Source organism: Neptuniibacter pectenicola (genome assembly GCF_001597735.1).
Taxonomy (GTDB): Bacteria; Pseudomonadota; Gammaproteobacteria; order Pseudomonadales; family Balneatricaceae; genus Neptuniibacter; species Neptuniibacter pectenicola.
This window is the reverse complement of the sequence record NZ_LUTS01000004.1, coordinates 321,248-344,749: the sequence shown is the minus strand read 5'-3', so window position 1 is coordinate 344,749 and position 23,502 is coordinate 321,248. Positions and strand designations below refer to the sequence as shown.

Below are 23,502 nucleotides of genomic sequence, written 5' to 3'. Positions count from 1 at the left end.
GAGCGAATGAATTACGCTCGAAACCACAACCCTTTGGCCAGAGGGCTGGCCTCCTACAAATGCACCCTGTAGACACCACCCCTTTATGCCCGGAACGGGTGCCAGAGCGAATGAATTACGTTACAAATAGGGAGGGGAAGGAATAACTGCAAGAACTGCAAAAAAAAATCAGATATAAAGCCCCCTCTGACACTAATAGTCAGAGGGGGTAAGAAGCTAAGGTCAAATAGACCTAGCCTAGATAGCCGTTGTTTTGAAGGTATTCTACAACTTGCTCAGCGCATTCATCTGCACTGTAACCCGCTGTACGAAGATCGCATTCTGGATCTTCTGGAGCTTCATAAGGAGAGTCAACACCGGTAAAGTTTTTCAACTCCCCTCGTCTCGCTTTCTTATAAAGACCTTTAACATCTCTATCTTCAGCAACATCAAGCGGTGTGTTAACAAAAACTTCAACAAACTCACCCTCTTCCACTAGCTCACGCGCCATGCGACGCTCTGAACGGAATGGAGAGATAAATGCAGAGATAACAATCAAACCCGCATCCAGCATCAGTTTTGCAACTTCAGCAATACGGCGGATGTTTTCTACGCGATCACCATCCGTGAAGCCCAAGTCTTTGTTTAAGCCGTGACGAACATTATCACCATCTAACAGGTAAGTATGACGCCCCATCGCAAACAGCTTTTGCTCAACCAAGTTTGCTATCGTTGATTTACCCGCGCCTGAAAGACCCGTCAACCAAATGATGCAAGGCTTCTGGTGCTTAGCACTACCACGACCTTCTTTATTCACATCCACATGCTGAATAGTAATATTGTGGCTACGACGTAGAGCAAAATTGATCATGCCCGCGCCCACAGTACTGTTTGTCAGCCTGTCGATTAAAATAAAGTTACCTGTATCCTGGTTCTCTTTATAAGGATCAAACGCAATATCACGATCAAGGCTCAAGGAACAAATACCGATCCCATTAAGGTCTAGGCTTTTAGCCGCGGTATGTTCTAACGTGTTCACATTCACTTGATACTTAATATCGGTAACCGTTGCTGACACCATCTGCGTACCGACTTTCATAAGATAAGTCCGGCCAGGCAGTAGCGCTTCTTCATGCATCCAAACAACAGTCGTTTCGAACTGCTTAGCAACCGAGGCAGGCTGATCCGATTTAACAAACAGATCACCACGGGATACATCAATCTCATCCTCAAGCGTCAAGGTTACGGATTGGCCTGCAACCGCCTCATCCAAGTCACCATCCATCGTCACAATGCGCGCGACAGTACTCTCTTTACCCGAAGGTAATACTCGTACTTTATCGCCCGGATGAATTTTACCACCCGCTAGCAAACCCGAGAATCCACGGAAGTCTAAGTTTGGACGGTTAACCCACTGCACAGCCATACGGAAAGGCAGGCGTTGCGCACGCTCATCATCTACTTCAACGGTTTCAAGATAACCCATCAGCGTAGTGCCGCGGTACCAAGGCATTCTCTCGCTGCATTCAGTGACGTTATCACCTTTAAACGCAGACATAGGGATAAAGGTTATTTTTTCGATCCCTACTTCAGCAGCAAACGCCTGATACTCTTCAACGATGTTATTAAAAACACCTTCAGAGTATTCAACCAAGTCCATCTTATTAATCGCGACCACAATGTGGCGAATACCGATTAAAGACACGAGGAAGCTATGACGTCGAGTCTGCGTCAAAATTCCTTTACGGGCATCAACCATCAAAATAGCCACATCTGCCGTAGACGCACCCGTCACCATGTTACGTGTGTACTGCTCATGGCCCGGCGTATCCGCTACGATAAATTTGCGGCGATCGGTAGAGAAAAAGCGGTAGGCAACATCAATAGTAATGCCTTGCTCACGTTCCGCAGCCAACCCATCAACCAACAATGCAAAATCGATAGACTCGCCCTGAGTACCAAACTTTTTAGAGTCAGACTCAACGGCTGCTAACTGATCTTCAAACAGCATTTTTGATTCGAACAACAAACGTCCAATCAGCGTACTTTTACCATCATCAACACTACCGCAGGTAATGAAGCGCAATAAACTTTTGTGCTCATGTTCTTTAAGGTATTGAGCGATATCACTTTCAATTAAATCAGATACATGAGCCATTAGAAGTACCCCTCTTGCTTCTTCTTCTCCATAGATGCTGCTGAGTCATGGTCAATAGCACGACCTTGTCTTTCCGATGTTTTAGTCAGAAGCATTTCCTGAATAATCTCAGGCAAGGTAGTCGCCTTAGATTCCACCGCACCTGTTAATGGGTAACAACCCAAGGTTCTAAAACGCACATGTTTCATCATTGGGATCTCGCCTTCATTTAAAGGCATACGGTCATCATCAACCATAATAAGAGAGCCATCACGCTCAACAACCGGACGTTCAGCAGAATAGTAAAGAGGCACAATAGGGATACCTTCCAAATGGATATATTGCCAAATATCTAGCTCAGTCCAGTTAGAAATAGGGAATACACGAATCGATTCACCTTTATGCTTTTTAGCGTTGTACTGTTTCCATAGCTCTGGACGCTGGTTTTTAGGGTCCCAGCGATGATCAGCACTACGGAAAGAAAAAATACGCTCTTTAGCACGTGATTTTTCTTCATCGCGACGAGCACCACCAAAAGCCGCATCAAAACCATACTGGTTTAATGCCTGCTTTAAGCCTTCGGTTTTCATTATATCCGTATGAATCGCAGAACCGTGGGTGAAAGGGTTAATCCCTTTTTCCACGCCTTCTGGGTTAACGTGGGTAATCAATTTAAGACCAAGGTCCTTAATCAACTTATCCCTAAACGCATACATGTCTTGAAACTTCCATTGCGTATCAACATGCAGCAAAGGAAAAGGAGGTAACGAAGGGTAAAACGCCTTCATTGCTATATGCAGCATCACCGCACTATCCTTTCCGATGGAATACAACATCACAGGATTTTCAGTCTCTGCGACAACCTCCCTCATTATCTGGATACTTTCAGCTTCCAGACGTTGCAAATGTGTCAATGGCATATTATCTCCCGAAGATACCTTCCCATTTGAAGACTTTGTCTTCTGTTCAATAGTAGTAATTTGTAAAGCGTTACTTTTCGACTGATGAACCACACGGTCATAATCGATAAATTCAATCTCTTTAGCGTGCTTATCGCACCAATCACAGAACTCAGGATATCTTCTAATAAACGGATAACGAGATATCAAAACCACCGAGTTGGTGTTTGTCTCGACCACTTGATCAAGAAACTCAATCAACTCAGTAACCGTTGGCCTCTCTTTAAAATGAACCCAACGACTACTATTTCTTAAATCGGTTAAATAAAATTGATAAAATGTTTGTCCCGCAACCGATATGTCCCGTAAACCAGAGACATAAATAGTCGGCGTTTTCGACAACCGCGCCTGTTTCAACACCTCGCTACGCACAATTTCAAACTTATCTGAATCAATCAGACCTAGCTCTTGTAGGTAGCGCTGAACCGACTTGATAGACAGCTGCTCATCTAACGTAGATCCCAGCCAGGTTTTAACCAGCTCCGGCGTCCAAAATGGGCCACTACCTAAAATATGAGCGGGTGATGCAATACTCAGCAATCGAGCAAATGCATCCTCTGCAGAATAGTGTTTTAACCCTTTGGCCCCCACAGGACGCCCACTACTCTTAGACACCAGCGCATCCCAACCACCTTCCATAAAGCGCTTATACGCAGAAATGATCGTCGGATGGCTCAATCCAGTAACATCTCGAACCTGCTCCAACGTCTTCTTATGTAAGCGCATAAGAACGGCTTTTTTTCGAAGCCGGTCCGCAGTTTTTTGGTTAGTGTTTTCCCCGCTCATCACTTTAGCTCAACATTTAATCAGTTGTAATACTACGGATTTAAGGTTACGCTATCAAGACAGTATTAAACAATATTTGTCTCAATTTGTTCTTAACATCTGCAGTAGGGCCTTGAGCTGTAACATAATGGATTATGAAGCCTATCTCACTATCGCTACCGTCGTTACAGTACTCCTCACATTACTCGCGACAAAAATAGCCACCGATGTCATTCTTATGGGGGCATTGGGCTTTCTAGTTATCTCCGGCATTTTGACACCCACAGAAGGGCTTTATGGGTTTGCTAACCCAGGGGTAATGACGATAGCAATACTCTATGTCGTATCAGCAGGACTAAAAGAAACGGGAGCGATTCAGTGGATAGCCGGACACCTACTTGGCAATCCAAAAACGACACAACAGGCTACGCTAAAAGTATTTTTACCGTCCTCTTTTTTGAGTGCGTTCATGAACAACACAGCCGTTGTCGCTATGTTCATCCCCTCCATTCAAGAATGGTCTAAACGAACAAAAATACCCGCATCAAAACTCCTTTTACCCTTAAGCTATGCCGCCATACTAGGGGGAACATGTACCCTTATCGGCACCAGTACCAACCTTGTCGTCGATGGATTACTGCAATCCACACAAGGCCTCTCACTCAGCATGTTCTCGCTCATATGGTTAGGCCTACCCTTAGTATTGATCGGCGGTATGTTTCTCTATTTCTTTGGTGACAAGCTGCTGCCTAATCGCCAAGGTGCAGTTGAACAGCTCGATTTAGCACGAGAATACAGTGTCGATGTTATCGTCGATAAAAATGGCCCTCTGGTAGGCAAAACTATAGAAGAAGCAGGGCTGCGTAATTTAAGCCATGGTTATCTCATTGAGATCCATCGCCAATCACGCATGATCACCGCAGCATCCCCTGATACAGAACTCGCCGCCGATGATCGACTCATATTTGTTGGCTCACCAGAATCTGCCCGAGAGATCAGACTAATCCGCGGCTTAGCCCCCGCTAGCAAAGATATTGAAAAACTACAGATCACCCACCATGAACGCTGCCTTGTCGAGGCGGTTATCGGACCTGAGTTTACCGGGCTCGGTCAATCGATTAAAAACTCACGCTTTAGAACCCGCTTCCAAGCGGCGATCATTTCCGTTTCCAGAAACGGACAACGCATTGAGGGGAAAATCGGTGATATACGATTACAAGTCGGCGACACACTGCTCCTAGAAACCAGCCAAGACTTTGTAGGGCAATATAGATCTCGACGCGACTTCTTACTTGTCAGTGCGATTAACGATTCAACGCCCCCCGCCTTCGATAAAGCACCCACCGCGTTAATCATCTTATTTACAATGATCATGCTGAGCGCGACCAGCATATTAACCATACTTGAATCGGCCCTTTTAGCCGCCGGCGCTATGCTAGCAACACGCTGCATCACGGTGGCTAAAGCCCGCCGCAATATTGACCTAACCGTCATCACAGTTATTGCAGCATCCTTTTCATTAGGCACCGCCATGACCAAAACCGGTGCAGCCGAAGCGATTGCCAACAACCTCTTTTTAAGCGCAGACCTTTCGCCTTGGGTTATGCTAGGCATCGTGTATTTTCTGACCGTCATCTTCACTGAGATGATCACCAACAATGCCGCGGCCATCCTAATGTTCCCCATTGCTATCGCTGTCGCAGACAAAATGGACGTCAACTATCTTCCCTTTGTCATTGCCGTCATGTTTGCTGCATCGGCTAGCTTCATTACGCCGCTAGGCTACCAAACTAACTTAATGGTGATGGGCCCAGGCGGGTACCATAGTCGAGACTATATGAAAATCGGGCTGCCTATGAGCCTGATCACCGCCGCCTGCTCCATCAGCCTAATCCCTCTTATTTGGCATTTTTAACAAGGAAGAGCTATGAACAACCTAGACACCTACTCTCAACCGATCAATGAACTCTCCCGTCAAGCGGGCCAAGCAGTCATGGAGATTTACGAAAAGGATTTTGCCATCTACGACAAATCCGACAGCAGCCCGCTCACCGAAGCCGATCTAGCAGCACATACCCTTCTCGTAAAAGGGCTCAACGCGCTAACACCTGACATTCCGGTTCTTTCAGAAGAATCAAATGATGCAGAGAAAGCAGACCGCTTCAGCTGGACAACCTATTGGCTCATCGATCCACTCGACGGTACTAAAGAGTTCATCAAGAAAAACGGCGAATTCACCATCAACGTCGCCCTAATCGTGAACGGCGAACCCGTTTTTGGTGTCGTTTACGCACCCGCAATCGACGTACTTTACTGGGGCGCAAAAGGCGAAGGCGCATTTAAACAGGAAGGCAAACAAGCACCAACAGCCATTACAGTCGCGGACGTTCCAACAACCGCTAGCGGATGGAAGGTTGTGGGAAGCCGCTCACACCAATCTGAAGAATTTAAGCAATTTATGCACAAGCTACCCGAAGCCGACATCATCGCAATGGGCAGCTCACTCAAACTATGCTTAGTAGCAGAAGGTAAAGCCGACCTATACCCACGCCTCGGCTTAACCAGCGAATGGGATACAGCCGCTGCTCACGCGGTTGTGCTTGCCGCAGGCGGACAAGTCCTAAGCATGGAAGACATGAAGCCGCTGATCTACAACAGCCGCAAAGACACACTGCTAAATCCACACTTTATCGTTTGCCCAGCCATCAGCGACATCTGGGCTTAAGCGACCACCAAACAAAGGCTGACCTCCTACACACACCTGTAGGAGCTCACCTTTATGCCCGGAACGGGTGCCAGAGCGAATGAATTACGCTCGAAACCAATCAAAACACAAACCCTTCGGCCAGAGGCTGGCCTCCTACAAATGCCCCCTGTAGACACCACCCCTTTATGCCCGGAACGGGTGCCAGAGCGAAGCATCGTGCAGATAGCCTTCAACACACAAGCTGTAGGAGCTCACCCCGTGAGCGAATGAATTACGTAACCAACCCCAAAAAAGAACACACACCTTCGGCCAGAGGCTGGCCTCCTACAAATGCACCCTGTAGACACCACCCCTTTATGCCCGGAACGGGTGCCAGAGCGAATGAATTACGTTACAAATAGGGAGGGGAAGGAATAACTGCAAGAACTGCAAAAAAAAATCAGATATAAAGCCCCCTCTGACACAGGGGGCAACCCTTCGGCCAGGGGCTGCCCTCCTACAAAGGCATCCTGTAGACGCTCACCTTTATGCCCGAAACAGGTGCCAGAGCGAATGAATTACGCTCCAAGCCACAACCCTTCGGCCAGAGGGCTGGCCTCCTACAAATCCCTTCCGTAGGAGCTCACCTTTATGCTCGGAACGGGTGCCAGAGCGAAGAATTACGCGCCAAACCCACAACCAAAATACCTTCGGCCAGAAACAGGCCTCCTACCCATTGGGAATCCACACCTTGGCGTTTGGCACAATCTCGTTTAATTTAATCCGCAATGCTTGCTTCGCTTCATCATCGCCGTGAACAATCCGTATTTCGGAAGGCTTATGACGCATCCTTTTAACAAAATTAACTAAATCCTTTTTATCCGCATGCGCAGAATATCCACTAATAGTGTGCACGCCCGCACGGATATCTATTTTTTCATCATCCAAATAAACATAACCACCTCGTGGCCCGTACACCTGAATATCCCGCCCTGGGGTACCTTGCGCCTGATAACCGACAAACAAAATATCTGTTTTTTCATCGGATAATAACGCCTTAAGGTAGTTCACTATTCGGCCACCCGCACACATACCGCTGGCAGCAATCACAACAGCAGGCCTACCCGCTTGTTTAAGGTGATTAACTAAGCGTTGATGATCCCTATGCTGATCAATAGTAATCAACTGCTCAAACGCCAAAGGATGTCGTCCATTTTGTACTTTTCGCCGCGCCTCTTTATCCCAAAGCTTCCGCAACGACCTATAGTGCTCAGTAAACTCCGCCGCTAACGGCGAATCAACAATAACATCCAACCCTGCCCAATCACCGCCGGACCGATGAATAATCTCTTCAATTTCATACAGCAGCTCCTGAGTACGCCCTATACTAAATGCAGGAATCAACACCGTCCCCGCATCAGACAAACATCGCTCTAAAACACGTTTCAACTCAGAGCGCCTAGCCTTTCTACCCTCATGGTTTTTATCACCATAAGTACTCTCAATAACCAAACAATCCGCTTTATAAGGCGCTTTAGGTGCAGACAATAAAGGAGAGTATGGCGCTCCCAGATCGCCAGAAAAAATAACACATTCAGAGCCTAATCCAAACTCCAGATAAGCCGAGCCAAGAATATGCCCCGCCATACGAAAACGACAGCTAGCCGCAGAAGCATCCGCTAATTTAAACCACTGATCATAAGGAAACGGCTTTAACAACACGCGAAGACGATCCAACACTTTACCAATCAGATTTTGATCACGACTAATACCCACTTTGATTGCATCCTCAATAACTAAAGGCAACAACTGAGCAGTCGCTTCCGTTGCATAAATAGGTTTATCAAAGCCCGCAGCCAGCAAATAAGGGATACGCCCCACATGATCAATATGACAATGGGTCACAACCAACGCTTCAACAGTCTTAAGAGGAAAATCAATCGCAAGAGAACCTTGCTCAAGCAGAGACGCTTCCGCGCCTTGAAACATACCGCAATCGATAAGTACCGAATGCTCGTCATCAATAAAAAGCTGATGGCAGGAGCCTGTTACACCCGACACTGCACCATGATGAATAATCTTCGCCATAAAACCTCCATGTCCTATGTAATTTAACCTGTAGGGGCTCGAACGGCTCCCAGAGCGAATGAATTACACTCCGCAATCCAATCAAAAACCACCCCTCACCTGTAGGAGCCCGGCCCCCCGGGCGAATGAATTACGCTAGGATTACCACCCTTTCGGCCAGAGGCTGGCCTCCTACATCTACACCCCATAGGCGCTCACCTTTATGCTCGGAATACGTGCCCGAGCGAATGACCATATCCAAGCCTTAGAAATAACTATATTCACAAATATATTAATAATCTTACTACTGTATAATATTGCATATGCGTAAAGCATAATTAGCTTTGCCATATGATAACCACAACCAGTTTCCAAAATATACAAACAATGGATAATTAAACAAAAGGACTCTATATGAAGTTTTTAGTAACAGGCGCAGCAGGCTTTATTGGTTTTTATGTATCCGCTCGCCTAAGCGATGCTGGTCACGATGTCATTGGTTTAGACAATTTAAATGATTACTATGATGTAAATTTAAAAAGATCCCGCTTAAAAAAGCTCTCTCCTCACAAAAACTTTAGTTTTGTTGAACTTGATTTAGCTGATCGGGAAGGCATGGCTGCTTTATTTAAAGCTGAGAAGTTTGATCGAGTAATTCACCTTGCGGCACAAGCTGGAGTTCGCTACTCACTTGAAAACCCCTTTGCATATATTGATTCAAACCTTGTAGGCATGATGGCGATCCTTGAAGGGTGCCGCCACAATGATGTTCAACATTTAGTATATGCGTCATCCTCATCCGTTTATGGCATGAATACCAAAATGCCATTTTCAACCCAAGACGGAGTTGATCATCCTGTATCATTATATGCAGCGACCAAAAAATCTAATGAGCTGATGGCCCACTCATACTCTCATTTATATGACATCCCTACCACGGGACTACGATTTTTCACTGTCTATGGACCTTGGGGTCGTCCAGATATGGCGCCATTTTTATTTACAAAAGCAATTTTAAATGGTGACCCAATAAAAGTGTTCAACCATGGCAAAATGCTACGTGATTTCACATTTATTGATGATATCGTTGAAGGTGTTATTCGCATTCAAGATGTTGTGCCAACGCGAAATCAAAATCAAGAAATGAACAACCCTTCAATAAGTAAGGCGCCATATCGCATTTTCAATATTGGTAATAATGAACCTATTGAGTTAATGCAATTTATTAATGCTATAGAAAATGCTGCGGGCAAAGAAGCAATCAAAGAATATCTTCCAATGCAACCCGGTGATGTCCCAGCAACATATGCAGATGTTACAGATCTTCAAAAAACTGTCGGTTTTAAACCCGATACCAGCATTCAAGATGGAATGAATAAATTTGTTACGTGGTATAAAGAGTTCTACCTATAACTACCTCATAAGAATCATTGCCTAATACCTTAAAAACGCGGGTAATATTAAATTACCCGCGCTTAGTCATTAATTTCATAAAAACTAATCACTTCCAAAAAGGTCACGCGTATAAACCTTATCCTTAACCGTTTCTAGTTCCGGCCCCTGACGATTAGCAACAATCACATCAGAAATAGACAGAAACTCATTCAAATCTTTAATCACTCTCGAACTGAAAAAATCATCCTCCTCAAGTACCGGCTCATAAACAACAACTTCGATACCTTTGGCTTTTATACGCTTCATCACACCCTGCATCGCGGAGGCCCGAAAGTTGTCAGACCCCGATTTCATTACTAAGCGATATATACCCACCACTTGGGGTGATTTCTTCAATATAGCATCAGCAATAAAGTCCTTACGCGTGGTATTGGCATCCACAATTGCGCGTACCATATTACTCGGTACATCTTGAAAATTAGCTAACAACTGCTTTGTATCTTTAGGCAAGCAGTAACCACCATAGCCAAAGGATGGGTTGTTGTAGTGATCCCCAATACGCGGATCTAAACCAACGCCTTCAATAATATGGCGGCTATCAAGGCCGTGGGTCTCGGCATAACTATCGAGTTCATTAAAATAGGCCACACGCATAGCTAAGTAGGTATTTGAAAATAGCTTGACCGCTTCCGCTTCAGTGGAATCAGTAAATAAAACAGGAATATCGGTTTTAACAGCACCTTGCACTAATAAGTTAGCAAAAACCTTAGCCCGCGCTGACTGCTCACCCACGATAATGCGAGAAGGATGTAGGTTATCGTAAAGTGCTTTACCTTCACGCAAAAACTCAGGCGAGAAAATAAGATTTTCACACCTCAGCTCTTCTTTAATACGTGCGGTATAACCTACAGGTACGGTCGATTTAATGACCATTACTGCATCTGGGTTAATAGCCATCACATCACGAATTACCGCTTCAACCGAACTTGTATTGAAGTAGTTAGTATCAGGATCATAATCAGTAGGCGTAGCGATAATCACATAATCAGCACCCAAGTACGCCTGTTCTTTTTCTAATGTTGCCGTAAAATTGAGCGTTTTATTCGCTAGAAAGTCCTCAATTTCAACATCCACAATAGGGGACTGCCGCTTATTCAGCATCTCAACCTTTTCAGGGATCACATCTAACGCGACAACTTCATTATGTTGCGCCAATAACATCGCATTAGATAAACCAACATACCCTGTCCCTGCAATCGCAACCTTCATAACTTTTCCTTAATAAAAATATTTTATCGAGGGATAAAAATCCCTCTACGCACGCCCATATCTATCTTCGAAACGAACAATATCATCTTCACCTAGATATGAGCCGGACTGAATCTCAATCAGCTCTAAATCCACTTTGCCCGGATTCTCCAAACAGTGAACTTCACCTAAAGGTATATAAGTAGACTGATCCTCTGTCACCAAAAATGTCTCATCCCCTTTAGTGACACTAGCTGTCCCCTCAACCACGATCCAATGCTCCGCACGGTGATGATGCTTCTGCAATGAGAGTTTAGCCCCAGGTTTAACGGTGATACGCTTAACTTGATAGCGATCGCCCATATCAATGGAATCATATTTACCCCAAGGGCGATAAACCTCCCTATGCTGAAACGTCTCATTACGCCCAGCACCTTTAATCTGCGCAACAATTTTTTTCATATCTTGAATATGATTTTTATCAGCGACAAGCAACGCATCCGGCGTATCAATAACAATAAGGTCACTCACGCCCAATGTAGTCACTAAGCGATCTTTTGACATAATAAGAGAATCGCGACTATCCAAGGAAATTACATCACCTTCAGTCACATTACCTTGTGCATCCTTTTCTTTAAGCTCCCACAGGGCCGACCAGCTACCGACATCACTCCAGCCTGCATCAAGGGGAATTACAACAGCCGATTCGGTCTTCTCCATCACGGCGTAATCAACCGACTCATCAGGACATTGCTTAAAGGAATCCGCATCCACTCTGATAAAATCCATATCCTGAGCGGTATCAATCATCGCTTTTTCGCAAGCCTGTAAAATATCAGGGCAAAACTTACCTAGTTCTTCTAGGTAGCGATCCGCTCTAAACATGAACATGCCACTGTTCCAGTAAAAGTCACCGGATTCTAGGTAAGCTTTTGCCGTATCTAAATCAGGCTTTTCAACAAACTGCTTAATATTAAAAGCGGAGGACGTTTCAAAAGCGTGACCGGCTTGAATATAACCATAGCCTGTTTCTGGATGCACTGGCACGATACCAAAAGTTACCAGCAACCCTTGTGAGGCCAACGGTTCAGCTTGGCAGACAGCCGCCTGAAATGCAGCCTCATCCTCAATCACATGATCCGCCGCCAGAATTAACAAGCATTCTGACCCTTTCCCTTTATTCACAGCATCTAAGGCAGCCAGCGCAATAGCCGGGGCTGTATTTCGGCCTACAGGCTCTAAAAATATCGAACAAGGTTGATTGATAACTCGCATCTGTTCAGCTGCTAAAAACCGATGTTCCTCGTTACAGATCAAAGCCACGTTCTCAACGTTATCTAAACGTGAGACGGTTTCTTGCAACATAGACAACTGACTATGCAAAGGTAAAAATTGCTTTGGGTACTGGGTACGAGAAAGAGGCCAAAGACGGGTACCAGAACCGCCAGCCATAATGAGTGGAATCATAATCAGTATCCTTTATATAAATTAATTATTTAAATTTTGTTAAATTATAGATTTACAACCCACTAAGAAATGAAACGAACTTTTTTTTAACAATTTGGGTAGTAAATGATTTCGATAATGAGGCAATTGCATTTTTTCTAAAATCAGTGAGGAACTGCCTATTGAGAATAATTTGATTAATTTTAGCGGCCATATCATCAAAATCGTCGGAAACAACTGCATTTTCCATATCGAAAATTGGGAGACCTTCGGCCCCAACGCTATTAGTAACGACCGGCAAACCGTACTCTATAGCGTCAATAATTTTTAGTTTAATCCCAGTACCAAAAGAAAGTGGAGCTAGTAAAATATCATTAGACTCATAAACACTGCGAAGATCCTCACAATACCCTATCAAGTTCACATCAGGAATATCTTTAAGATAGTGTAATCTAGAATCATAAACACCTACGACATTAAATGTAAATGATACATTAAAAGCGCGAATTTTCGGTAAAAGTTTAGTGATGATCATCTCTATAGATGAAAAATTTTGGTTAGTCGTAAGATTACCAACAAACAAGAACCTGAATTCATCAGAATGATAAAAGTCACTTTTATGAAAACCATCCATTTTAAATGCTCTGGCAGGAGGCAATGCGAAAACATGCTTGCCAATGTAATTAGATAATTGCAAAGCATCAACAGGTGAAACAATTGCAACACGGTCGAACTTGGAAGCAATTAAAATTTCTCGCTTTTTTATAAGATAATGTTCCACGAACAATACCGGTCGAACGAAAAAATTGGAAATTAAGTTAAAGAAAAAATTATTCCTATTTGAGAATGTACCAAACAAACTAAGATTACTCGTTTTATAGTTTAATAAACGCATATATCGTTTTGACAAAAGGTCATCCAAATCAACAACTTTAGGCAAATCAATATTTTCAACGTATTGAGCTGTTCTTAACATATCGCAATAAACACATTCAAAATTCGAAGAATAAATTAATTTAAGTATAACAGCCAAGCTACTTCTTGAATAAAAAAATGACTCATTAAGACTAGTTCTACGCAATAGAATATTAGCAAAAATTTCTATAAATGAAGGAAATTTAAGCGCTTTAATTTCTTTAATTGTAGGATAGTTTTCCTTTAATTTAACTTCAAAATTTGTATTGTCAGCAATACTATTTGAAGAAAAATAAAAAACATGAACTTTATATTCATTCGGAATAAATTCAATAGCCTGCAAGAGCATTTTCTCTCCCCCCCCATGGGAGGGAATAAATGGTCTAGTTAAAATAAAAAGCACTTCTTTCACAGAAAACCTCTTTGATTTTTTAAATACATTCCTTTCAAGAAGAGAGCAACAGGCTTCTCTAAAAGACGATGAACAATTACACCTACAATCGCGCTAAACAGAACAGATAACAGTACAAAAATAAAACCTTTCAAAAAATCACCAGTATAGTAAGAATACCCAAAAGCAACAAAAACAAATTTCAAAAAAGACAAAGAAAAAGCATGACTTAAATAGATAGAATATGAGGAATCTCCTATCAAGTGCATAATTTTATTACCAAGAACAAAACGCTTATCAATATACAAAAAGCCAATAAAAAAAAGAAAAGAAGGTATTCCTAAATGCAAAAACCTCTCACTTTTCCCATCTAAATAAAACCACAAAAACACTGCTATAAAACAAATAAAAAAACCAAAAAAGCTATTACAACTTGAAAAATATTTAACAAAGAAAACTCCAAAAAAAGCCCCCAATAAAAATTCAAATATAATGTAATTAGCATAAAAACCTAAACTTTCAATCGAATCAAAATAGCTAGAAAAAATAAATAAAAAAAACATCAAAAACGACAAACAAACAACCCTATAAACACCAACAAACATTAGTGAACAGGAAAATAAAAGATAAAAAACCATTTCATAATTTAGAGTCCACCCTGGTATAAGTAACGGCCAGTAATTCTCTGGGTAGTTTGGAGAATAAGAAGGAATAAAAAAATAACTAGAAAAAACATGCCAACCATCTAGGTTAGAATTATTAACAAGAGATGGCATAAAAGCAGAAATTATCAAAAATATAGTTGTGAAAAACCAGTACATCGGAACTATTCTAACTAACCTATTATATAAAAAAAACATGAAATTAATATTTTTATTATTGGTAGCATACACCATAATAAAACCACTAATTATAAAAAACAAATCAACGCCACTATGACCGATAGCAGCAAAAAAATAACTATCAAGCCAAGAGAATTGTTCCACAGAATGAACATAAACAACCATTAATACGGCAATTGCTCTGAGATATTGAATGTTTGAAACTTCATTAACCATAAATTAACACCAGAAAAATGCGCCTAATTAGATCAACGCAAGAAATTTATAAATTTAGAAGGCAGAACTACAGGACAGTATTTTGTAGTAGATCTTTTCATAACGGCATTAACTGCATATATAGAAAACAATACAAGTCTGCTTAAAAAACCTTTATCTACGTAATTACATAAAACAGCCCAATGCCAACGAAAAGCTTTGATTTTATTACTAGACACAGATCCAGAAACTCTATTAATATAAACTAAAGGCTCATTCAAACAATCTATTTCAAATCCGATATTAGTGAGCGTTAACCATAGAGCATAATCTTCATGATGACATTTAGGAAAATCAAAAAAACCCACCTTTTTCCTATTTATTAAAATAGCTGTGGGCTGAATAGGGCAAGTTTGCTGTAAATACTGATAAGAAATTTTTTCGGGAAGATGCAATCTAATTGTACTATCCGAACTAATCCAAAAAACCTCAGAAACAAGTATTGCACTGTCATTTTTTTTCATTTCAGCATAAGCTTTATTAAGAAAATCAGGATCCCAAGTATCATCAGCATCCAAAAAAGCTATTACATCTGCAGTCGCTACAGAAAGCGCCAAATTTCTAGCAGCTGCAGGTCCCTGAAATCCAACTGTAGATAACAAAAGCAATTCCTGAACCACCCCATATTTATTAAGTGCCTTGTTTAGCTCAAGATGACCTTCTCCCTTACCATCATTAACAATGATTATTTCAAAAGATTTGAATGTTTGCTCAGATAAACTCTTAATTAACTGATCAGCGTATATTCCAGCCTTAAAAAACGGGATAACCACTGATATAGAATTCTTATACATAAACATTTTACTCCATACGAATATATCAAAGCATTATTAATTCACCTTCTGAGCAAGTAATTTTATATAACTTTCAAGAGAAGGATAAGAAATCTCATCAACTAAATCACAATATTCACTATTAGATAGATAATATTCAAGTATTCCAATCCATTCTTCTGGATTTAAACTTGCTTGCCTAACCCCTCCCAACATACTTTCATCAATACCCTCAACTGCAAGCTCACTAGCTATAACCGGAACCCTATTATGTAAACTTTCTGCAACTTTTATATTAATACCAGCTCCTTTATTTATTGGTGCAATAGAAAAAAAGGCTTTATCCCAAATATCCTGAACATCATCAACATACCCACAATATTCTATTTTATGCTCTAATTCTTTTACTGGCGGAACGAGGAGATCTTGATTTAAGCCATAAATATAAATGGTAAATCCTTTCGGCAGAAGTGGAAGAAAAACATCCCTTACCCAAATATAAGCATCCATATTTGGAAACCATGAAAAATCAGCTGCGAATACAATCTTTTTATTTATTGAATCATGTTCGTTTTTTTCCTTCACTTTGTATGAAAACAAAGGAGGCAGAACAGCCATATCTAATTCAGGATATCTTTTTTTATACAATTCCATCTCAGTATTTGAAATTGAAAAAATGAAATCCATCTTATTCAATACTTTTTTTTCGTAAGAACCATAATCACTAATAAAATTAATAACCTTTAATAGAAACTTAGAACCTATTCTTTCATTAAATACCAAGGGTTCATTATTATGACTAAGATGAATATATCTTATAGACCCTGGATATAAATCACTAAAATAACTTGCTATATAACATAATTCCAAATGATCAATAACAAGCGTTACATTTTGTTTTTTATCAAGAGCATCAATTATCTTTTCGTTTAAAACACTCAACAATCTATAACTATAGAAATACCCAACAGGAACAGGAATTTTTTTAAAAATAAAATAAAATAAAGACAAAACCTTTCTATATAACTTATTTCTACTTCCGTTATTTTCATAATAGTTAAAAATATTTAGACTGACATTAGCAGACTCAGCCAAACTTATGAATGCTGCTGTAAATTTTGCCCCTCCATTCTTAGGATCTTTATGATCCCCAAAAGTAATAAAAAAATTCATAACCCTTTCCTTCTACTTATATTATGGGGATCAGACAATACTGTAGGAATAAACTGAAAAAACCATACTGTAAAGAGCGTTATTGGTTGTAACATCGCACCACTGGATAGAAACATAAAGACAAAAAGAGGGGCTTTTAGTCCTTTAGAAATGGAGTTTTTGAAAAATAAAAACATATAAAAATGCAAGATAACAGACGTTATCAGCCCATACTCAATGGTTAATTTCACACTCAAAGGATAATTTGCATGATAGGTTAGGTTAATACTATCAACAGACCCTGCTCCTTCGCCAAGTAAGATATTCAAAGTCGCTGCTTCTCCCCAATACTCTGACAAATTTAAAAAAGGAGCAACAAACCTAACAAATGCGCTAGTATTCTCTCTTCCAAATTCGGATAACCTACTTACAACATCTTCACCGTATACAAACAATAGAACACTTAAAAGTAATGACATAACAATTGAAAATAAAAAATACTCTTTTTTCTGCAAAGAAACAAAAATAAAAAAAACTAACAACAAAAGGAATCCAGATCCCGTCTTAGATAAGAAAATCGTAATAAAAAATATACAGAAATAGACCAACCTTTTTCTACCTAAAAATTCAACTATAATAGCTAAAGCTATAAACTGTGACAAAAAAGAAGGCTCTAAGAAAAAAAAACCATTTATTTTATATACGCCGGAACCATAAGGGTACTCATATAAATAATTATAATTATCAAAAAGCAAATTTGAACTAACAAAATCACCTACATACCAATACCCAAGACCCAATCTCTGCAAAAAAAACTGCATTACCGCTATTAACGACATAACAAATAACAAATCAACAAAAAAAAGAGCTACTTTAGAAGATTTTTTATGAAAATATACAGAATAAATAAAATACAATACAACAAAATACATCATAGACATATAGGAAAAATTAATTCCCCCGTAGGTATAAATAAATGACAAAAGAACAGAAATAAAAACAAAAAAATAACAAAATAACAATTCTGATTTAATTGTCACTCCTTTAATAACTAATAGCAAAGACAACAACGGGAAGTACAAAACCATTATCAAAGGCAAATCTCTAGATGTAAGACTTATAGACTGAAAGGCCACCACTAGAAAAACAATTGCCACTATACTATTATTTATATATTTAGCTTTATTTATAATCCAAAATTCCATATCAACCTTCTAAAAACCATTATTTTCTAATAAGTTGATTATATAAATCTACGTATTTACTTACCCATTTATCAACGGCTAAGAACTTAGAAGATTCCCTTTGAGCCTCTTTAGCAAGGTTGCTAAGAGTATTAGGTGTTTCAATTACTTTCGACATAGCTTCAGCTAACTCATTTTTATGAGCAGGCTCAAAAAGAATACCATTAATTTTGTAAGAACCAGATCCATAAGCATGTTCATAAAGATAATTATAGTTATTGAAAAGGAGTCCCTCACCTACCACGTCACCAACATACCAATAACCTAGGCCCACGAACTGTAACAAATATTGAAATAATGCAACAACCGATAACATCACCATCATTAGTAAAAAATAATCTGCAACCTTTACCTCTTTATACACTGGCGATGCAAAAAAAATCGAATAAAGTACAACGAAGTAAGCTAGTGAAAAAAATTAAAATCCAGAACTTCCGTTAGTTGCGATAAACGAAATAATTATAAAAAAAACAAAAAGAAGATAGATAATAAAACTATTATTTATTGGTACAATACGACCAGACTTATACATCAGAAAGAACAAAGGAAAAAAAGTCAACATTATAAAAGGAAGACTTTTTGAAGTAAGACTTATCGATTGAAATAACAGAACGCTACTTATCAGCATTAACATCATGTTATTTTTAAAAAAAGTAATCATACTCAGGTCTCAAACACTAGGCCTTCAAGCTATTATTTATAACTTTTATATACAAATCTTCATAAGATTTAACCCAGCCTTCAACATCTAAAAAAGGGGCTGCCGAATGATTCGCTTGGTTTGAAAGCTCATTCAAACACTTTCTATTAGATATTATATTATTCATCAAGCTCAACAGCTGCCCATCACTTTCAGGATCAAAAACAAAACCATTAACACCATCAGTTATCATTTCAGGAATTCCACCCCGATCGCTACCAATAACAGGTTTACCGAATATAAATGACTCAAACACTACTCCAGGCAACGTATCATTCCATAAAGAAGGAACAACAACTAAGTCAACTGAATTATAGAAATCTGCCGGCGGAACCTGCCCCAAAAACTTAATACGGCCACCTGAAATTGAATGAAGATATTTAACATATTCATCTTCACCTTTTCCCGCTATTACCAGATCAACATTTTCATCTTTTAATTTATTAAACTCTTCTATCAATAACTCAATACCTTTAGATTTAATTAGTGCCCCAATAAACCCAAATGTAATACTTACTCCACTCTCTTTAGGCTCTATTATTCCACTATCAATATTTCTTATGTTTTTTATATTTATTTTTATAGGAGCCTTTCCAAACACACCGTATTTTAAATGTGTATCAAGGATATACTCGCTTACGCCGACAACTGCAGACACAACTTCGGATTTTTTTGGATTTGCATACCTAAAAGCCTTACATTTAAAACATCGTTTTTTGCATGAAGAGTCATTTTTAAACATGGTGCTATTGGGGCATAAATTATACAAATCATGTAAAACCTGAACTATTGGGACCCCCTTATTATGTATCATCTCCCATGAAGACGAAGACCAGCCAATCAAATTGTGACAACTTACAACATCTGGTTTTTCTTTATCCAATACTTCTCCAAGCACTCTAGCCATTCTTTTATTATCTATATCCTGTAAATGCCATAGAGCTCTATCATAGACGCTTGGCTTTTCTTCATACTGATGCCAAAATCTATTTTGAAGTTTTGCCCTTATAACTCTAACTCCATCTATAACTTCTTCAATTAATTCATCGTTCTCGCTTAAAGTCAGAACTACTACTTCATGCCCTGAATTCTGCATAGATTCAGCGAGTAACTTCAAGGTAACTTCAGCACCACCACCATACTCTGGAGCATATAAGGTATTAAGATATAATACTTTCATTTACACTTCTCATTTTTAATAATTCTGAATTTTTGACCAACAACTGTTGAATTTTCTTCAATTTCTGAATTAGCAATAACAACCCCTGCACCAATTATGCAGTTATTTCCGATACTTGTAGTTCCTACAATAGAACAATTGCAGCCTATAAAAACATTATCCCCTATGATTGGAGCCTCTGAAGTCAAAGGCTGATTTGACCCAATAGTCACATGCTGTAGGATCGTGCAATTATCTCCAATAACAGCATTTTCAGATATAAACACACCGTGAAACGAATGATTTAATCTCAACCCCTTTCCAACGCTTGCCGTATATGGCAAGTACGCTCCATAGAGAAATGATAATAAACAATCATAATATTTATAGATTACTTTCGTGACAGCTTTATTTATAAACCACTTAAAGCTCCCTCTCGACAATTTTTTTTCAACGTAATATAGATGTAGATATCGAGCACACCTATACATAAACAAAATATGTTTCTCAATAATCATAAAACACCAAATTCAGCATTATATTTCTTATAATAATAAAAGCTTATCACGGCCATACTAAACTTAAGCCCCATCAATAACGTTAAAGCAGACCATATACCATAAACAGGGACAAATACGAACGATACAAACAGAAACAAACTAGAACAGCTCACGGCTACATTTCTAATCAAACGATCCTTATTCATTATTACCAAATAATTTGTACTAAAAATAAGTATACTGAATGTTAATATCACATTAATTGAGAGATATTGAAGGTAATACCCAAGATCACTATCAGTCTCCCCCAATACTAACCCTTCGATTACATCCGCCAACAAAAACACTGCCAAGCTTAGAAAAAAAGATATGCTTAACATTATTTTCTTAAAAGCATTAAATTTAAGCATATTATTAGTTAAATGAGGCAAAAATGTATTAGATATGACAAAACCAATCGAATTTACTGCATCAACAATCCTAACAGCTGCTGTATACATACCAACAATACTATTGTTAGTATATAGCCCAAGGACAAATGGTAATGTGTTATTAAATATACTAGGCATAATCTGACTTGAGAAAACGCTAAAATTAGCATAGAGGACTTTCTTAACCTCAAAAACATTCACCAAGCCAAAACCAATCTTAAATTGTCTCTTTATAATATAAACCGCAAAAACAACATTTAAAATTGCCATAACCAATTGCATCAAAGGAACATAAATATAATCCCTCTCTTCTACAACAAAAACAAACAACCCAATCAAAAAAACAAGCTTTGTAAGTACATTTATATAAGCTATGTACTTCATCTTCTCCATTCCTTGAAAAAACCAGATAGGAAAAACATTTTGAAAAGCCACATAAAGAAACGTTAACAAATATAATTGATAGTCCACCTCAAAAAAACCGACATTAAAAATAATTAGAATTAGAACTAACAAACAGAAAAGACTTAAAAATATAGAACTCCATAACGTATTTATATATATCAACGAAACAGCCATCAAATCATCTTGATTACGTGCTATTTCGCGCGTAGCAGTTAGGGGAAAACCATACTGAATTACAAACCCAAAATACAACGAGAAAGCTAATGCAAAACTTATAAGGCCATACGTTTCTATACCCAAAACTCTTATCAAATAGGGCAAGGTTATTATTGGAACTATAAATTCAAAGCCTCGCAATACTGATAACGCCATAAAATTCTTCAGCAGCTTTTTCTTATCGCTATGATCGGCAATTTTACTCAGCAGATATCGTACCTTCACATTCAATCTTCCAAACTATTATCTTTATACGGTTTTAAAAAAGCATCTATAAATCCGAAGTAAAAAACACCAACTCTTCAATAAATATCTTTTGCCAACAAACTCAATGGCGTCTTAATCAATATCTTCACATCTAACCCCAACGACCAGTTATTTATATAATTCAAATCATACTCAACCCGCTTTTCCATCTTGTCGATGGTCTCAGTTTCACCACGGTAACCGTTAATTTGCGCTAGCCCTGTTATGCCTGGCTTTATTCGATGCCGTGCAAGGTAAGCGTTAATTTTGTCTGAGTAGTAATTATTATGGGCTACGGCATGAGGTCTTGGCCCCACGAGTGACATAGTGCCTTGCAGTACATTTATAAGCTGTGGAAGCTCATCTATAGAAGTGCGACGAATTAGGCGGCCAATGTCGGTGATACGCGGATCTTCTTTGGTGGCTTGTTTTACTTCGCCGTTGGTTTCTTCGTGAAGTTTCATACTACGGAACTTCCACACCTTTATCACTTTACCGTCCCAACCGTGACGATCCTGTTTAAAAAAGACAGGACCCGGTGATGAGCGTTTTACTTTATACGCCACCCAGAGCATTAACGGCGAGAGCATTAACAAGGCGATAGCAGCGATAGTACGATCCATGACATCTTTCATTATCATGGAGACTTTGGAGGATGTGAGTGGGCTCTCATTCAGTGAGATAAGCGGGACTCCCGCAACCTCTCTAACGGAGTGATTCAGCAGGTTAAGCGCAAAAATATCAGGTGCCCAAATCACATCAACATTTTCATCAAGTAGATCGATATTTACGCCTTCGATCTGCTTTGAAGCCTCCATCGGGAGGGCAATATAGATACGCCGAATGTCATGTTCTTTAATCAAGTCACGTATATTTTCAAGACCACCCAACACATTTACATTCCCAACGGTTGTTGTTTGGTCTTTATCTAAACTTTTAACGCAGCCTATAACCTTATCAGGCAACCATCTGTTTTTATTTAAACTTTCAACAAGGTGTTGAGCAACAGAGCCTGTCCCAATAATCATGACTGGCAGATGGTGACCAAAGCTCTCTTTGTATTTTTTAGACAGATAACTCACTAAGCAAAACGAGAGGTTCTGTACCACAAGGATAGAGGCAGCCCACGTCAACAAGATCTCTCGCGAGAAAATCTCGGATGTCTTCGTAATAAAGCCAATAAATGTTAACAGTAGGATCAACATCAGCCATGCACTGGACAGGCGAAGGCAACCACGAAAGTAACCTGAGGATTGTCGATAAACCCCACGGGAGCTATAAATAAACCATAAACTACAGATTGTAATAACGGTGAGTACGCGATAAGCGGGCGGGAACGCCTCGAGCTTCGACCAGGTAAAGATAAATAATAAACTTGCGGCCACAAATAGATCCGTTGCGACTTGAAATAGCGCAACGAGTGATTCATGATTTTTTAATAGGCGTCTATTACGGCGAACAGAAACCGCAAAATTGGCACTGTTGACGCTAGAAGTACTGCTGTCCATCTATTTTCCCTTAAAAAAAGCCTGCTTCCATAATCCAATGGCCACCGCTATTCTAAATATTAAGAAGCCATTCAGCAATGTAA

18 protein-coding genes are annotated in these 23,502 nt (G+C 39.6%); 3 read left to right on the top strand and 15 right to left on the bottom strand.

Translation table 11 applies throughout. The features are described 5' to 3' along the window. Window positions 1-232 precede the first annotated feature (232 nt). Together cysN and cysD are read right to left on the bottom strand one after the other, a co-directional pair. The gene (gene cysN / locus A3773_RS07840; RefSeq protein ID WP_067984696.1) at window positions 233-2,137 is read right to left on the bottom strand and encodes a sulfate adenylyltransferase subunit CysN; all 1,905 of its coding nucleotides are present in this window, start codon (window positions 2,135-2,137) and stop codon (window positions 233-235) included. Beyond that, complete coding sequence (cysD, locus tag A3773_RS17695; RefSeq protein WP_269454490.1) at window positions 2,137-3,087, bottom strand: sulfate adenylyltransferase subunit CysD; 951 nt, start codon at window positions 3,085-3,087, stop codon at window positions 2,137-2,139. The genes cysN and cysD overlap by 1 nt, the downstream gene beginning before the upstream one ends. 901 nt (window positions 3,088-3,988) lie before the next feature. On the opposite strand from cysD, the gene A3773_RS07830 reads away from it, so the two are divergent. Beyond that, on the top strand, window positions 3,989-5,755 hold the full coding sequence (locus A3773_RS07830; protein ID WP_067984694.1) for an SLC13 family permease: 1,767 nt from the start codon (window positions 3,989-3,991) through the stop codon (window positions 5,753-5,755). Window positions 5,756-5,767: 12 nt separating this feature from the next. Next, window positions 5,768-6,565 (top strand): 3'(2'),5'-bisphosphate nucleotidase CysQ, encoded by a 798-nt coding sequence (gene cysQ / locus A3773_RS07825; protein ID WP_067984693.1) that lies wholly within the window; start codon window positions 5,768-5,770, stop codon window positions 6,563-6,565. A 690-nt stretch (window positions 6,566-7,255) separates the two neighbouring features. Here the strand turns inward: cysQ and A3773_RS07820 are convergent. Beyond that, complete coding sequence (locus tag A3773_RS07820) at window positions 7,256-8,614, bottom strand: MBL fold metallo-hydrolase RNA specificity domain-containing protein (protein ID WP_067984692.1); 1,359 nt, start codon at window positions 8,612-8,614, stop codon at window positions 7,256-7,258. A gap of 393 nt (window positions 8,615-9,007) precedes the next feature. Here A3773_RS07820 and A3773_RS07815 point away from each other — a divergent pair, with 393 nt between their 5' ends. Next, on the top strand, window positions 9,008-10,006 hold the full coding sequence (locus tag A3773_RS07815; RefSeq protein WP_067984691.1) for an NAD-dependent epimerase: 999 nt from the start codon (window positions 9,008-9,010) through the stop codon (window positions 10,004-10,006). A gap of 84 nt (window positions 10,007-10,090) precedes the next feature. On the opposite strand, the gene A3773_RS07810 is transcribed toward A3773_RS07815, so the two are convergent. The 12 genes from A3773_RS07810 to A3773_RS07750 all read right to left on the bottom strand — a co-directional run bounded on the left by A3773_RS07810 (window position 10,091) and on the right by A3773_RS07750 (window position 23,419). Then, the gene (locus tag A3773_RS07810; RefSeq protein WP_067984690.1) at window positions 10,091-11,257 is read right to left on the bottom strand and encodes a nucleotide sugar dehydrogenase; all 1,167 of its coding nucleotides are present in this window, start codon (window positions 11,255-11,257) and stop codon (window positions 10,091-10,093) included. Window positions 11,258-11,302: 45 nt separating this feature from the next. Beyond that, window positions 11,303-12,703, bottom strand: a complete 1,401-nt coding sequence (locus tag A3773_RS07805; protein ID WP_197462739.1) for a mannose-1-phosphate guanylyltransferase/mannose-6-phosphate isomerase — start codon at window positions 12,701-12,703, stop codon at window positions 11,303-11,305. A gap of 52 nt (window positions 12,704-12,755) precedes the next feature. Beyond that, window positions 12,756-14,009 carry a glycosyltransferase family 4 protein gene (locus A3773_RS07800; RefSeq protein WP_067984685.1) on the bottom strand — a complete coding sequence of 418 codons (1,254 nt, stop codon included), beginning with the start codon at window positions 14,007-14,009 and terminating at the stop codon, window positions 12,756-12,758. Further along, window positions 14,006-15,046: an acyltransferase family protein gene (locus tag A3773_RS07795; protein WP_067984680.1), complete on the bottom strand. Its 1,041-nt coding sequence runs from the start codon at window positions 15,044-15,046 to the stop codon at window positions 14,006-14,008. Before A3773_RS07795 ends, A3773_RS07800 begins: the two co-directional genes overlap by 4 nt. Before the next feature lie 32 nt (window positions 15,047-15,078). Further along, a complete protein-coding gene (locus A3773_RS07790; RefSeq protein ID WP_197462738.1) occupies window positions 15,079-15,879 on the bottom strand; it encodes a glycosyltransferase family 2 protein in 801 nt (266 codons plus the stop codon). A 36-nt stretch (window positions 15,880-15,915) separates the two neighbouring features. Then, window positions 15,916-17,031, bottom strand: a complete 1,116-nt coding sequence (locus A3773_RS07785; protein WP_067984678.1) for a glycosyltransferase family 4 protein — start codon at window positions 17,029-17,031, stop codon at window positions 15,916-15,918. Next, the gene (locus tag A3773_RS07780) at window positions 17,028-18,215 is read right to left on the bottom strand and encodes a hypothetical protein (protein WP_067984675.1); all 1,188 of its coding nucleotides are present in this window, start codon (window positions 18,213-18,215) and stop codon (window positions 17,028-17,030) included. Before A3773_RS07780 ends, A3773_RS07785 begins: the two co-directional genes overlap by 4 nt. Before the next feature lie 19 nt (window positions 18,216-18,234). Beyond that, window positions 18,235-18,618 carry a glycosyltransferase gene (locus A3773_RS07775; RefSeq protein WP_067984673.1) on the bottom strand — a complete coding sequence of 128 codons (384 nt, stop codon included), beginning with the start codon at window positions 18,616-18,618 and terminating at the stop codon, window positions 18,235-18,237. 313 nt (window positions 18,619-18,931) lie between these two features. Beyond that, window positions 18,932-20,134 (bottom strand): glycosyltransferase family 4 protein, encoded by a 1,203-nt coding sequence (locus A3773_RS07765; RefSeq protein ID WP_067984669.1) that lies wholly within the window; start codon window positions 20,132-20,134, stop codon window positions 18,932-18,934. Beyond that, window positions 20,131-20,631 (bottom strand): serine O-acetyltransferase, encoded by a 501-nt coding sequence (locus tag A3773_RS07760; RefSeq protein WP_082800571.1) that lies wholly within the window; start codon window positions 20,629-20,631, stop codon window positions 20,131-20,133. The genes A3773_RS07765 and A3773_RS07760 overlap by 4 nt, the downstream gene beginning before the upstream one ends. Continuing rightward, window positions 20,628-21,890 carry an oligosaccharide flippase family protein gene (locus tag A3773_RS07755; RefSeq protein ID WP_067984668.1) on the bottom strand — a complete coding sequence of 421 codons (1,263 nt, stop codon included), beginning with the start codon at window positions 21,888-21,890 and terminating at the stop codon, window positions 20,628-20,630. The genes A3773_RS07760 and A3773_RS07755 overlap by 4 nt, the downstream gene beginning before the upstream one ends. A gap of 77 nt (window positions 21,891-21,967) precedes the next feature. Continuing rightward, window positions 21,968-23,419, bottom strand: coding sequence for an undecaprenyl-phosphate glucose phosphotransferase (locus A3773_RS07750; RefSeq protein WP_067984667.1), 1,452 nt, complete (start codon window positions 23,417-23,419; stop codon window positions 21,968-21,970). Window positions 23,420-23,502 lie beyond the last annotated feature (83 nt).